Below are 13,249 nucleotides of genomic sequence, written 5' to 3' on the forward strand. Positions count from 1 at the left end.
TCCACTCTACAAAAGAGATGTTCATTTAGCAAGTCTTCCTTCCCGAGAAAAAAAATGAAACAAAAGTTCCGGTAATTTCGTTTATATTATAACGGGATGGGTAAAAACATCATAAGGGCACGGACGAACGAACGCAAAATGAACTTGTTGATGTCGCAGGATATGCCCCGAGTATAACTTGCAACATGAATAAGGATTGAAGCACAAAAAACCGCCGGATACATTCCTGCGGAGAATGTACCGGGCGGTTCTGTTATGCTTCTTGCTTCGTTCCAGTATGGTTAATGGTTACAGCATCATGTTGCTCAGCTTGTCCCTAGTCAAGGGCCAGTGATTCATATGCGTCCGTGCTCATAATCCGTTTCGCGCCAACATAACGATTGGCCCAATAGTTTTCACTCAATGCACTGATCGTAACGCCTTTGGAAGAAGAGGAGTGTGCGAACTTTCCATCCCCTACAAAGATTCCTACATGAGATACGCCTTTACCTGTTGTATTAAAGAACACCAGATCGCCAGCTCTCATTTCCATGCGGGATACGGAATCGCCCATGTCGAATTGGGAACTGGATTGGCGTGCCAAATCAATACCCAACTTGTCGAATACATACCGGGTAAATCCGGAGCAGTCAAAGCCGTTAAGCGTTGTTCCCCCACTTTTGTATGTAGTTCCCATTGCTGAATCAATTACTGTGTCCATCTTTGAATCTGCGAATGCGCTACCTGCACCAAGCGATAAAGCGAATGTGATGCTAAGTACAGCTGCGGTTAATTTCTTCTTGAACAAGAGATATTCCCCTTCCAATGCCTGCGAGGTTAGCTTAAGGATTCGGTTGAAGGTCCCCTATGATCCCTCTGTAGCAAGATCAATTCACCCATAACTGGTTCCCCCGCTTCCCAGGTGCCAGGAATTTGGCTATGCTAGTTATGCACCTGCGAAATCAAGAAATGACGATTTAATTTTAAGTAGTTACAAATATGAATGTAAAGATTACAAAGTTGTTACTAAAAACTCACTGCGATTATTGTAACAGAGGAGTACGGCTTTGGCAACGTTTAGCAAAAAAATTAGCAAAAAAAACCTCGACCTTTGACGGGGAAAGGTTGAGGTTTGCCTATTTATAAGTACATATTAGGCCATGAGTTTAACATGTGATGGTAACAATTTTTAAACTATCTGCTCTCACCTTTGGATATTTTGGACTGCCATAATCGGAAATGGCTGCATATTTTCCACAGACTCAATAGACATCTGGCAAGTGGATACGTCTGTTGTAGTATAAGTCCGGTAAGTCCCGTTAATAACCATGAGGCTGAAGTGAAGGCCCCAAAGACGAGCAGGTGTACTCCGCCCAGCAGGAGTGCAATGCCGATTACAGCGATGAGATGACGCATTGCAATCCAGAGTGCTTTGAGGGTACCGTGAGCCCCGCCTTCTCCTTCTGGTGCCGACACACCGAACTGCATGTAGAGTATGACATGGTGGATGATCCAACCATATACAATCCAAGCAGCAACATAAGGTATACCAGGCAAAAGTAATTGAAGGGAATGAAATCCGTCCATGAGAATGGAGTAGAGCTTCGGTATGAGCCAGTAGGCGGGCAGAAGGATCAATAATGTACGTATGGTGTGGAGCAGCAGCATCGGTTTCCACAGATTTTTGATTCCGCGGATAAAGGGGATGCGCTCTTCTGTAGAATTAAAGTGCTGAAGTGAGTAGAGCAGTCCTGCCTGAATGAGGGGGCTGATCAACATGCGAACCAGCAGCATGCCCCCGAGAATCCATAGATAACGATGAACCTCCGGATGGGTAGACAGGTTAAGTTGACTTTCCATTTTGAACAAAAGTGTACTCAACTCCCCGGCATCAGCATCCGGATAACGCAGGAGTAGTGGGATGACCGCCGATTGTACCATTCGATAGAAGAAATATCCCCAAATGAGTTGATAGAGAAATAAGATTGCGGCAATGAACATATGCTGACGGACGAGAAACCAGCCTTCACGTATTTTCGCTTTCACCGTTTCCACCTCACCATGACAGACCTCCGAATATGGCTTCTATTAGTTTGGTTACACTCATGCTCCAGCGGGACTTCGCCCGCTCATCCAGTCCGGATTTCAGGAAATTGTTCATATGGCGGTTCTCCAGCACGATCGAGTACAGGGGATCGGTCATGGCCCAGGATACGGGGGATGTGTGAGTTAATTTATAGGTGATGCGATCTTCTTTGCCATTCCATTGTTTGGTGAGGGTATGCCCGTCTTTAAAAGCAATGCGAACAGGAACGGCGTTGTAATCACTCCCTTTTTTTGCGATCGTCACGGATGACTCGTACAATGTTTGACCGTCTTTCTGTACGGGCGTAACACGAATCTTCTCTACAGCAAAGTCAGCCATCCCGTTACCATAAACGTATTGATCAAAATAATCAGACCAGGAAGTACGGGTCACTTGTTCCACAACGTTCTGAAAGTCAGCCGAAGTGGGATGTTTGAAGCGGTACTTCTTCACATAGGTAGAGAGAATGCGTTCCATCTTTTTTGCACCGACTTGATGTTCAATACCAAGCAATACAAGCTTGCCACGTGTATAGACATTGGCTGCATACTCATTCTGTGAATCAAACTTCCAGGATTCTTGTGTTAAGGATGAAGGAGACGTAATCAGTCCCGATTGTACCGGCAGATTCGGAATCAATCCGTATTCCTGCTCCATCAGTTTGTCTTCTGCATAAGAGGTGAACCCCTCATCCAGCCACGCTTCCTCGAATTCGTTGCTGGCAACCATGCCGTAGAAGTACTGGTGTCCGATCTCGTGGACTACGGTACGTTCCAGGTCATAACCTGGCGTAGTATCATCGGCTCCAAAGGCTGTAACTAGCGTAGGATATTCCATGCCTCCGGCACCGTTCCCCGTTTTGGGTGGAACAACGATGGATAAGGTTGCGTAAGGATATGGGCCAAACCATTTGCTATAATTGGCTAGAGCGGCCTTCGCGGCGTAGAAGTAACGTTCTTTCAGATCCTGATGAGCTGGGTCCAGATATAACTTGATTCGTACACCAGGCACATTGGGTGCAGAGAAGGGCTCCTCGGCGTACACAAAATCGGGTGAGGCTGCCCAGGCGAAGTCATGCACATCATCGGCATAGAATTGATAGACCTTTTCTCCATTCTTCACCACGGCTTGCTGCGTTGGAAATCCGGTAGCAGCCACTTTGTATGTTTCAGGCACCCGAATACGCACACTATATATACCGAAGTCGGCGTAAAACTCTGAATTGCCATGGTATTGGTGCAGATTCCATCCTTCCGTTGTTCGTCCACGCCTGCCTACAGGTTCATAGGCACTTAATTTGGGAAACCATTGACCTGCCATGACAAAATGATCAGCAGTTCCCATCCGGGCAAAAATCTTTGGCAGATTCACTTCAAATCGGGTGTGGAGTGTGATGCTTTCCCCGCCTTTGACGGGTTTGGGCAGGCGTACTTTAATGAGGGTGGTGTCCTTGATATTTCCGTCATCTGGTTGCACATACTGCATCCGGTGCAGGAGAGAGAGCCCGTCCTCCGTTTTCATTTCGGTAATGTTCATGGAGCCGTAACCATTGGTAGGCATGACATCACCCCGAAGCTTTCCGCCGGATTCCTTCATAAAGGTGGTGTCAGCAGAAGAGAAGGCGTTGGGATACATATGAAAGTAAAGCTCGTTGACGGTTTTTTTGCCTGGATGAGTCCAGGTGATCGTCTGAGTCCCTTCCAATACGTTTCCTTCGGCCAGTTTCACATCCATGTGATATTCCACAACACGGTTGCTGTACACTTCGGCTGTAGGGGTCTGTACACTTTCTGGAGGTGCTGGAGTTGGAGCTATTGCCTTGGGCTTGCCCGATTCGGGGGCGAGTACTGGCAATTCGGAATGAGTTGAGCGATTATAACCCAGAGTGATCCATATCCCTCCGGCAAGTACACACAGGGCCAGGGATGCAGTGAGCCAGCTCTTGGCGCGTCGTGGAATCATCGTTAAATACCTCCCGTTGACAAGCATCTACAGCATGTATATGTTTGCAATGGGCCAATTATTAGTTAAAATATTTGTATCAACCCTTGGAGGCTATAAACATGGACCAAAACGAGCAAAACGGCAAAAAACAGATTGCCTTGAATATCGTTAGTGCAAAAAGCAAGCATAAAGGCTTCGGTGCAGGCTCCATTGAACTGAATAACCTTTCCCCGGTCATTATTGATAATGGCGAAGCCAAAATCGATATTGGTGCGATGCATGCGAAGAGTAAAGTGGAACGCAATATCAAGTTCTCTACCAATCGTGAAGATGTGCCCAACGGACGCCAGGTATGGCTGGTGTGGGTAGCTGTCGATCGCACGGAGGAAGGCCAACTGTATGGTGGAGCAACGGCATGTGAGATGTGGATTGATACGGAAGCAAGACGCGGATGGAAACTGTTGGCGGAACATGTGAATCGCATGGATTATGCCTTAAAGCGTCGCTTCATGCTGGATGAGCTTGGACCTGAAGCTCGAGCTGCACTTAAGACACTGTTGATCTCACACAACGAAGAATGGTGGAATGCTTCTCCAGATGTATTGAAGGAAGCACTCGCCTAAGGCAGATCATTTTCAACAAAGTATAAAAGCAAAAAAAAGCAAAGGGCCCCTTGACCGGAAAGTTCGGTTGGGGGTCTTTTGCTTGTACATTAATCGTATACGTCGATCTGAATAATTATGAGTTTTCATCCGAAGTGAATTTCCAAATACCCAATATAATCAGGGGTTATAGGTGACGCAACTAAGTCATCGCGCATTTGCGTCATTCTACCCACCAACGTTTGAAATCTCCCCACCAGGAATGTTTCTCTTCCTGTATGCCTTGTTGATTCTGTACCTGACGGGTCTTCTCATCTTCTCCAGAATCCGAATCATCCGTCGTACCATGACAAACCTCTTTTGGTTCAGTGCCATCAATAAAGACTTCCAATCGTTTCTCTTCACAGCCGTTGCCTGCCAGTTTGCCGGATTCAGGGTCGATATAGACACTTACAACATGATCAGGCACGGTGAAGATTTTGGGTGGTACGCTCGCAAGTGCCTGCTCTGTGAACTGGGCAAAGATCGGCGCTGCCCGGCGTCCATCCGAAGTTGAGATGGCTTTGCCTTGGTCGTACCCAACCCATACGGCGGTAGAGAGCTCCGGTGTGAATCCGACGAGCCAGGCATCCGTATTGGTCGTTCCCGTCTTTCCGGCAACCGGACGTTTGATCGCCTTAGACACCCGGTTACCCGTTCCGCCATTTTCGAAGACACTTTCCATTAAACGAGTCAGGACATAAGCTGCTGCAGGTTCCACGACGGTCTTAGCCTTGGTTTGAGGCGATTCATAGAGTACGCGTCCTGCGGCATCTGTTACTTGCAGAATGGCGACAGGTGGCGTCCGTTGTCCACCAGCAGCAATGACGGAAAAGGCTGACGCCATCTCCAGCGGACTGACAGGTGACGTTCCCAGTGCAAGAGAAGGTACGGCGCTCAGGTTGCTTGTAATGCCAAGGTTTTTCGCCATACTCACAACCTGTTCAGGACCGATCTGCATAATGGTGTTCACCGCATAGATATTATCTGAAGCGGCGATCGCTTGTCTTAGATCAATCTCACCCAGATACTTGTCTCCAAAGTTGCCGGGTTTATAGGTTTTGCGGTCATTGTCATAGTGAAAAAGGGTAGGTTCACTGTTAAATATGGATGCGCTGGTGAGCTGCTTGGATTCCAGGGCTGCCAGATACATAATGGGTTTAAACGCCGAACCTGGCTGGCGTGTGGTCGCCAGTACATGGTTGATCTGATTGGTGCGGTAATTCTTGCCGCCTACCAGGGCTTTGATGTAGCCCGTACGAGGGTCGATGGACACGAGAGCCGTCTCCAGCTCGCTTTTGGCATCCATACCTTTTGCTACAGCATCTTCAGCCGCTTTTTGTACACGCAGATCCAGGGTGGTGTAGATATTCAATCCCCCATGATCCAGCATTGCTTCACTGATTCCCAGCTCTTTGATGGCCAGACTCCGGATATAGTCACGGAAATACGGGGCACTTTCCACCGTTTTACGCTCACTTTCCGGTTTGAACGAGAGCATTTTCTCATAGGCCTTATCCGCTTCAGCCTGGGTGATCTTACCGATATCAGCCATGGCATTCAGCACAATCTTCTGCCGGTCTTTGGCATTCTTCATATGGTTATAGGGTGAATAGTAGGTAGGTCCTTTCGGGATTCCTGCCAGCATGGCGCTCTCTGCAAGATCCAGCTGTTTGGCTGATTTGCCAAAATACATTCGTGAAGCCGCTTCGATACCGTACGCACCATGCCCATAATAGATTTCGTTCAAATACATCTGCAAAATTTCATCCTTACTGTATTTCATCTCCAATTGCGCCGTGTACATGGCTTCCTTGGCTTTGCGAGTCCATGTTTTCTCATGAGACAGATACAGGTTACGCGCCAGCTGTTGAGTCAATGTACTCGCACCCTGCGACATCTGCATATGTTCGAGATTAACAAGCACAGCCCGTCCCATCCCTTGCACGTCGAACCCGTAGTGATTATAGAATTTGCGGTCCTCTACAGCCAGAGTGGCATTGACCAGATCCGGAGCGATATCCTCCAGTTGAACAGGTACAGAGTCTTTGCCACCTGCGGAGAAGGTAGCTATGACTTCACCTTGACTGTCCAGTAATCTGGAATTCCGATCAGAGTCTGCGAGAGGCAGGCTGGTTGCATATAGGTACACCAATCCCGCAGCGACAGCAAGTATGGCGAGCACGGCGAGCAGAGACAGGTTTTTAAACAATTTTCGTATACGGAACCCGCGTTTGCGGGTCTTTTGATTTGGCTTGGTCATGGAACGGGCTCCTCTCTTTTCTTCCAGTATGGGACTTGATTGGCAGGGATATTCAATCGGGTGCATAAGCAAACAAAATGTAGCATTTTCGCCTTAAAAACCGTTTTGCAGTATAAACGTCAATCGCGTATAATGCAAAAGGGTAATGAAAAGGTAAGATTCGGCACAAGATACTAAAGCGCGTAAGAACGAACAGACGAATGGTCATTGACTCATTGATTAGTCAGACGCTCTGCACGCTCTGGTCAATTTAATCTATATAATGAAGTGAACCGCGGACTTTTCCCGCAGGCCAGCAATCATAACGTGATATGGCGCCGAACGCTGGACGTGCTTGGGCGAACCGATTATAGTGCACCGCACTTGGTCGGGTATGGCTGATCATTAACTTTACGGAAAGAAGGTAGAGATTATGGAATTGTGGTTTACGGAGAAACAGACCCCGGTATTCGGGATCACCGCGAAGATTAAGCAGACCTATGTTACAGAGAAAACGGATTTTCAAGATTTGGCCATGGTAGAAACCGAAGAATTCGGTAACATGTTGCTTCTTGATGGCATGGTGATGACGACTGTAAAAGACGAATTCGTATATCACGAAATGGCGGCACACCCTGCGCTGAACACTCACCCGAGTCCGAAAAAAGTTCTGGTTGTCGGTGGCGGCGATGGCGGAGTCATTCGTGAAGTCGTTAAACATGATGCTGTAGAAAAAGCAGTTCTCGTCGAAATCGACGGTAAGGTTATTGAATACTCTAAATATTATTTGCCTGAAATCGCCGGCAAGTTGGACGAGCCTAATGTTGAAGTGCTCGTAAACGACGGCTACATGCATATTATTGAACATAAAAATGAATACGATGTGATCATCGTAGACTCGACGGAGCCTGTAGGCCCGGCTGCTCCCTTGTTTGAACGTGGGTTCTATCAAGGCATCTACGAAGCATTGAAAGAAGACGGAATCTTCGTTGCCCAAACGGACAACCCTTGGTTCAAGGCGGATCTGATCCAGAAGGTGAACAAAGACGTCAAAGAAATCTTCCCGATCGTACATGTGTACGGCTGTAATATTCCAACCTATCCAAGTGGTTTGTGGACATTCACCATGGGTAGCAAGAAACATGACCCGCTTGAAGTGGATGAGACTCAAATCCAGGAGATGGATACCAAGTATTACTCTCCGCGTCTGCACAAAGCAGCATTTGTACTTCCTAAATTCGTGGAAGATTTAACGAAATAAAAGGGGAAATCATTAATGAAACTGGATCAAGCTTATTCAGGAAACGTATTTATTTGCAGCTCTGAGGATTATGAGAACTCCAAAGCGGTTATCTATGGTATGCCGATGGATTACACCGTCAGCTTCCGTCCAGGTTCCCGTTTCGGCCCATCTCATATCCGTCAGGCATCGGTTGGACTTGAAGAGTACAGCCCATATCTCGACAAAAGCATTGTAGACATGACATACTTTGATGCTGGAGACCTGCTCTTGCCTTTTGGTAACGCGGGACGCAGCCTTGAGGTAATTCATGAATACATCGGCAGTCTGCTCGCTGACGACAAATTCCCAGTGGGTCTCGGTGGCGAGCATCTGGTTACTTGGCCAGTCATCCAACAGATGTACAAGAAATACCCGGATCTTATCCTGATTCATATTGATGCACACGCTGACCTTCGTGAAAACTATGAAGGCGAGCCATTGTCCCACTCCACACCAGTGCGTAAAGCGGCTGAGTTGATGGGTGGCAAAAACATCTATCAGTTCGGTATCCGTTCCGGCTCCCGGGAGGAGTTCCAGTACGGTCGCGAGAACATCAACTTCTATCCATTTGAAGTGGCAGCTCCGATGAAGGAAGCTCTTCCGAAGATGGGCAATCGTCCGGTATACGTAACTATCGACATCGATGTGCTTGATCCATCAGCAGCACCAGGAACAGGTACGGCAGAAGCGGGCGGCATTACGTCCAAGGAACTGCTGGAAGCCGTTCATATGATCGCAGGATCTGATGTGAATGTCGTTGGTTGTGACTTGGTTGAAGTTGCACCAATCTATGATCCAACACAACAGACACAGATTGTAGCTGCAAAGCTGATCCGTGAAATGCTGCTTGGATTCGTGAAATAACATAGAATGATCGATAAGTATAACGCTCTCTGTCTGCGCGGTTTCAAATTTGCGCAGGGGAGAGCGTTTTTGTATTGTTAACTTTTGGACAGAGCTGTGCTATACTGACTACATAAGTATTCAGTAGTATATTAATTGATATATTACATTCGTGAAGTATATGGTGATTGGGTTCGGTCATATACTAAAAAAGAGTCTTCACCGCGTCAACGGTAAAGACTCTTAGGACCCGAAAGGCTGTGGATTGCCACGGCGCGCATGAACTAAATACTGTTATTCAAGCGAAACCCACCGTCAGGGCGTCCAACCTTATGAGGTGGGTTTTCGCTTGCTACGAAACTTTTTGCGCAACCAACGGTAAAGCTTTCGCCCACTCAGTACAATACTGAGGATCGCAGCAATCCATCGGATTACATCAAGCAACGCCACAAGTTTGACCATCGACGTCACCCCCTTTCGGGAAGCTGCGCCGTGGTCTGAAAAACATCCACCGATATTCAAAAGTCCATAACATTAATTATAGCACGTATGTTCCCGTGTCTCTACCATTTTTTGCTTGTGTTAGTATAGCTCGCACATGCAGGTTTCCTGCCTTGGCATGACTCCATCTTAATATTTATGCCTTTTCTTAAGTATCAGTTTTGTTATCCTTGCTGTGGTGACGTATCCCATTTAACTTAGAGTACACAATGTTTGGTGATGAACCACCCTTGCCTACATGATCCAATCATGGGTAAAGGTGGTTTTTTTCTTGCGAAATTGTCACCGGGGTTAATCAGATTGTTTCGTTAGAACCATCAAATTTGGGTAAAACCATAAAAGGAGGTGTTACGATGACAACCAAGAGTACAATGACATGGAAACGGATTGGTGCACTCGCATTATCGTTAACACTGGCTTGGGGGATGGGACCGGTACATACGCTATCAGGTGCTAACGCTGCATCCTCACAGGCATGTGGAAAGGGAGATCATGGACTATCTGCTACATTGAAAAAGGGCAGCGGTGTGGAAGAGCAACACCTGCAGTTTACTGACGTTGATTTTCTTAATGATACGACCGGACGAGCTGGGGGTGAAGGCTTCTTGATCGGCACCTCGAATGCAGGATGTACGTGGCAGTCCATATATACAGGGCAGTGGCAATTCACTCAGCTTGATTTTCCGAATAATGTGAATGGATATGCGCTGGTGGGAGTCAAGGGTTCACCTGCAACCTATCTGATCCGTACCAAAGATGGGGGATCGCACTGGACGCGGCTCGATACGCCGGGCATTCAATTCAAGCAAATCGATTTTCGCAATAAAGATGTAGGTTTTGGTTACACCTATAATGGTGCATATCAGACGAAGGATGGCGGGGTAACCTGGAGTAAAATGAATACACCTGCCAACACGCGTGCAGCTGCCTTTGCAACAGAGAAACAAGGGTATGCCGTCGTGGTTGTACCTGGATCGGGATATCATCTGAAGCAAACGAGTGATGGCGGCAAGAACTGGACCACCGCTCTTCGAGTTGTCTCAGACACATGGAGCGGAGCAGATCTGTATGCACATGGCCAGCAAGTATGGGCCCTTCTGTATGGTGATGCAGGCATGTCCCAACAATCCTACTCCCTCTATGCGAGCGGTAATCAAGGCAAGAATTGGACCCAAGTATTTGCGCAATCCACAGCAGGGGGAGGTCCTGCACCAGGTACAAACAGTACGGGCAAAGGAAACGGACCAGCCAACCCGGGTGGTCATCCCGGCAACATGGCGTTGATTGGTAATCAGACGGCTTATCTGTCTGCAGGTTCACCCGCAGCTGGCAAAGTGGGTATTGGACGTTCTTATGATAAAGGTTCCACGTGGAAAAACGTTGACTTGAAAGATCCGGGGTACAGTTCCCGTATCTCGTTCCCATCGGCCAAGACGGGGTGGCTCGTAGTCACAAGTGATAACTCCCCTGCGATCTATCAGACTAAAGATGGTGGAACGACGTGGATACAAAAAATGTTGTTGCCTTCAGAGCAGGATTAAATAGCCTGTTATTCTGAAATAACAACGGGGCAAATCCAAATTAGAAATGAATGATAATCAATTTGGCATGTCTCCGTATGAATTTCTATAACAAACAAGCCTCTTCCTAATCAATTACACAGGAAGAGGCTTGTTTGTGTAGAAATAAAAACGGTTGAAACCTACTCCAAAACGAGTTATTGTAAGCGATAACAATACATTATATGGAGGTTGAAACTATGGTTGATGTTATTTTAAAGGCGGATTCAGATCAAGGATTAATAAATGGCAATATATATGGTCACTTTTCCGAACATTTGGGACGTTGTATTTATGAGGGGCTGTGGGTAGGAGAAGATTCATCCATTCCGAATACGGATGGGATTCGAAATGATGTATTAACGGCCTTGCAGAAGCTTAATATTCCAGTACTTCGCTGGCCAGGTGGTTGTTTTGCCGATGAATATCACTGGAAAGATGGTGTAGGTCCGAAGAGTGAGCGTGCTCGTATGATCAATACACACTGGGGCGGTGTGGAAGAGAACAATCACTTTGGCACACATGAATTCTTGAGATTATGTGAGTTGCTCGGCACGGAGCCATATATCAGTGGCAACCTGGGTAGCGGTACAGTGCAGGAGATGCAGGAATGGGTGGAATACATCACGTTTGACGGCGAATCCCCGATGGCGAACTGGCGTAAGAGTAACGGTAGGGAAGAACCGTGGAAAATGAAGTATTTTGGCGTGGGAAATGAGAACTGGGGATGCGGCGGCAATATGCGCCCTGAATATTATGCAGATGAATATCGCCGGTATGCTACATATGTACGTAACTATTCCGGGAACGAGATTTATAAAATCGCTTGTGGACCCAACGAAGGCAACTATGAATGGATGGAAGTCCTGATGCGGGAGGCTGCTCGCTTTATGGATGGGATCAGTCTTCATTATTACACTATCCCTACAGGAGAGTGGAATGATAAAGGCGCAGCTACAGGATTTGGTGAGGCTGAATGGTTCACCACCTTGAAAAAGACGCTCCATATGGATGAATTACTGGTGAAGCACTCCGAGATTATGGACAAATATGATCCAGAGGGCAGAGTCGGCATTATTGTGGATGAATGGGGTACGTGGTATAACGTTGAGCCGGGAACCAATCCAGGATTCCTATATCAACAAAATACGATGCGGGACGCTGTGCTTGCAGGTGTTAACCTGAATATTTTTAACCAACATAATAAACGGGTACATATGGCAAATCTTGCTCAGATCGTCAATGTCCTTCAATCGCTTGTGCTCACGGAAGGGGACAAGATGCTCCTGACACCTACGTATCATGTATTTGATATGTATCAGGTTCATATGGATGCGCAGCGACTGGATTTAAATTATGAAAGCCCTGGGTATACCTTGGGAGAAGAAACCATTCCTCAACTCAGCTTGTCATCTTCCCGCAACAAGGATGGGGTTATTCATGTGACAGCTTGTAATCTGAGTCATACCGATGAGTTGGAAGTTGTGTGTCAGCTGGACGCAGCTCAAGCGGCTAAAGTAACCGGGCAGATTCTGCACCATACTGATTTTGGTGCATTCAATACCTTTGAACAGCCGAATCATGTTCAGCCTGTGGCGTGGGACGGAATCACACTGGAGAATAACACACTGCGTTTTATTCTTCCACCAGCCTCGGTTGGGGTGCTCGCTGTAGAGGGTTAATGCATGAAAAGGCAGGAACCTTGCAAGGGGTGTCACGATCAGTACGATGTGAAGATTAGCGATGCCAAAATGGCCAGACTTGTGGAGATTGCCTCGCGTTCGCGTCCGACGGTACAGGATGAGGAATATGAACGTCGGCTATCCATCTGCTCTGCTTGTCCGGGATTGCAATATGGCACAACTTGTCGGCATTGTGGTTGTCTCGTACAGGTGCGAGCGAAGCTGAGTGAGTCGACATGTCCTTTTCCTTATGAATCGCAATGGGCCTGATCGGATGAACGAAACTTATTATAATGAAGCAAAAGGGAGTTGCACTTTACAGGTGCGGCTCTTCTTTTTTGGCTTGATGAGGAAAAAACTCTGAATTTGGATTTGAATTGAGCGAGGGAACTGGATATAGTTATACAGTAGAGTGTAGGATAGCGAGCTATCCGGGAATATGAGCGCGTATAGCGACACAACAATACGGGAAGGGCTTTTCTCACCAGCC

11 protein-coding genes and 1 riboswitch are annotated in these 13,249 nt (G+C 47.1%); of the genes, 6 read left to right on the forward strand and 5 right to left on the reverse strand.

Annotated features, from left to right (window positions below; all coding sequences use genetic code 11):
• Positions 1-316 precede the first annotated feature (316 nt).
• The 3 genes from MKY92_RS00535 to MKY92_RS00545 form a co-directional block, all read right to left on the reverse strand.
• Entirely contained in the window at positions 317-751 is a 435-nt protein-coding gene (locus tag MKY92_RS00535) for a C40 family peptidase (protein WP_223199955.1), read from the reverse strand.
• Between the two features lie 39 nt (positions 752-790).
• Positions 791-928, reverse strand: a riboswitch (cyclic di-AMP (ydaO/yuaA leader).
• A gap of 245 nt (positions 929-1,173) precedes the next feature.
• Positions 1,174-2,025, reverse strand: coding sequence for a hypothetical protein (locus MKY92_RS00540; RefSeq protein WP_221824812.1), 852 nt, complete (start codon positions 2,023-2,025; stop codon positions 1,174-1,176).
• 10 nt (positions 2,026-2,035) lie between these two features.
• Complete coding sequence (locus MKY92_RS00545; RefSeq protein ID WP_339298751.1) at positions 2,036-4,027, reverse strand: M1 family metallopeptidase; 1,992 nt, start codon at positions 4,025-4,027, stop codon at positions 2,036-2,038.
• Between the two features lie 101 nt (positions 4,028-4,128).
• Between MKY92_RS00545 and MKY92_RS00550 the strand changes: the two genes are divergently transcribed.
• Positions 4,129-4,632, forward strand: a complete 504-nt coding sequence (locus tag MKY92_RS00550; protein WP_221824814.1) for a YwhD family protein — start codon at positions 4,129-4,131, stop codon at positions 4,630-4,632.
• Positions 4,633-4,834: 202 nt separating this feature from the next.
• Here MKY92_RS00550 and MKY92_RS00555 read toward each other — a convergent pair whose 3' ends face one another.
• A complete protein-coding gene (locus tag MKY92_RS00555; RefSeq protein ID WP_339298752.1) occupies positions 4,835-6,913 on the reverse strand; it encodes a PBP1A family penicillin-binding protein in 2,079 nt (692 codons plus the stop codon).
• Positions 6,914-7,325: 412 nt separating this feature from the next.
• On the opposite strand from MKY92_RS00555, the gene speE reads away from it, so the two are divergent.
• Positions 7,326-8,153: a polyamine aminopropyltransferase gene (gene speE, locus MKY92_RS00560; protein WP_339298753.1), complete on the forward strand. Its 828-nt coding sequence runs from the start codon at positions 7,326-7,328 to the stop codon at positions 8,151-8,153.
• A 15-nt stretch (positions 8,154-8,168) separates the two neighbouring features.
• A complete protein-coding gene (gene speB / locus MKY92_RS00565) occupies positions 8,169-9,038 on the forward strand; it encodes an agmatinase (protein WP_237178613.1) in 870 nt (289 codons plus the stop codon).
• Positions 9,039-9,347: 309 nt separating this feature from the next.
• Here speB and MKY92_RS00570 read toward each other — a convergent pair whose 3' ends face one another.
• Entirely contained in the window at positions 9,348-9,479 is a 132-nt protein-coding gene (locus MKY92_RS00570; protein WP_017691304.1) for a hypothetical protein, read from the reverse strand.
• Positions 9,480-9,871: 392 nt separating this feature from the next.
• Here MKY92_RS00570 and MKY92_RS00575 point away from each other — a divergent pair, with 392 nt between their 5' ends.
• The 3 genes from MKY92_RS00575 to MKY92_RS00585 all read left to right on the forward strand — a co-directional run bounded on the left by MKY92_RS00575 (position 9,872) and on the right by MKY92_RS00585 (position 13,029).
• Entirely contained in the window at positions 9,872-11,059 is a 1,188-nt protein-coding gene (locus MKY92_RS00575; protein ID WP_339298754.1) for a hypothetical protein, read from the forward strand.
• Between the two features lie 218 nt (positions 11,060-11,277).
• Positions 11,278-12,759 (forward strand): alpha-N-arabinofuranosidase, encoded by a 1,482-nt coding sequence (locus tag MKY92_RS00580; protein ID WP_339298755.1) that lies wholly within the window; start codon positions 11,278-11,280, stop codon positions 12,757-12,759.
• A 3-nt stretch (positions 12,760-12,762) separates the two neighbouring features.
• A complete protein-coding gene (locus MKY92_RS00585; protein WP_339298756.1) occupies positions 12,763-13,029 on the forward strand; it encodes a DUF6171 family protein in 267 nt (88 codons plus the stop codon).
• The last annotated feature ends 220 nt before the right edge of the window (positions 13,030-13,249 follow it).

Source organism: Paenibacillus sp. FSL R5-0623 (genome assembly GCF_037974265.1).
Taxonomy (GTDB): domain Bacteria; phylum Bacillota; class Bacilli; order Paenibacillales; family Paenibacillaceae; genus Paenibacillus.

Coding starts and splice junctions, on each gene's coding strand:
- speB (WP_237178613.1), top strand. CDS start 8,169: ATGAAACTGGATCAAGCTTATTCAGGAAACGTATTTATTTGCAGCTCT.
- MKY92_RS00555 (WP_339298752.1), bottom strand. CDS start 6,913: ATGACCAAGCCAAATCAAAAGACCCGCAAACGCGGGTTCCGTATACGA.
- MKY92_RS00545 (WP_339298751.1), bottom strand. CDS start 4,027: ATGATTCCACGACGCGCCAAGAGCTGGCTCACTGCATCCCTGGCCCTG.
- MKY92_RS00575 (WP_339298754.1), top strand. CDS start 9,872: ATGACAACCAAGAGTACAATGACATGGAAACGGATTGGTGCACTCGCA.
- MKY92_RS00580 (WP_339298755.1), top strand. CDS start 11,278: ATGGTTGATGTTATTTTAAAGGCGGATTCAGATCAAGGATTAATAAAT.
- MKY92_RS00570 (WP_017691304.1), bottom strand. CDS start 9,479: ATGGTCAAACTTGTGGCGTTGCTTGATGTAATCCGATGGATTGCTGCG.
- MKY92_RS00585 (WP_339298756.1), top strand. CDS start 12,763: ATGAAAAGGCAGGAACCTTGCAAGGGGTGTCACGATCAGTACGATGTG.
- MKY92_RS00550 (WP_221824814.1), top strand. CDS start 4,129: ATGGACCAAAACGAGCAAAACGGCAAAAAACAGATTGCCTTGAATATC.
- speE (WP_339298753.1), top strand. CDS start 7,326: ATGGAATTGTGGTTTACGGAGAAACAGACCCCGGTATTCGGGATCACC.